Source organism: Sulfitobacter sp. HI0129 (assembly GCF_001635395.1).
GTDB lineage: Bacteria > Pseudomonadota > Alphaproteobacteria > Rhodobacterales > Rhodobacteraceae > Sulfitobacter.
The window spans coordinates 1-404 of the sequence record NZ_LWGH01000920.1 but is presented as its reverse complement, the minus strand read 5'-3'; the positions used below and the strand labels follow the sequence as shown (position 1 = coordinate 404).

Below are 404 nucleotides of genomic sequence, written 5' to 3'. Positions count from 1 at the left end.
GCAAGTCAGCGGAATGCCAAACCGACTGCGAAACGGCGCAGGTGAATCTTGACCAGTTGACCGCGGCACTGCCATTGCCGGATCGCTCGCTTGAGGCGATTCGAGCCGCCCTGCCGCACCTGCGCAGCCTGCAGCAGCTTTATGGCGAGCATCGAAAGCTCTCCGCTCGGATCGAGGCCCTGGAGCAGGCGATTGCCGCCCTTGCAGAGGGCGCGCAGCGTCTGGCTCGAATTGTGGATGATCCTCAGGATGAGACAGGTATCGACCCGGTTCAAGTCATCGACCGTGCTCGTGCGCGCGTGGTTGGATCCACGCGGGCTGACGAAAAACGAGTTGAGGCCGTGTTGCGACGGGATGAAACGGACAGGTCAAAACGCCGCGCGGAGACCGAACTTCAGGCCGCG

At 62.6% G+C, this 404-nt stretch carries 1 protein-coding gene; it reads left to right on the top strand.

Annotated elements, in window-relative coordinates:
* Positions 1-41: 41 nt before the first annotated feature.
* On the top strand, positions 42-404 hold a 363-nt coding region (locus A3764_RS26140; RefSeq protein ID WP_236628278.1), incomplete at its 3' end, for a hypothetical protein.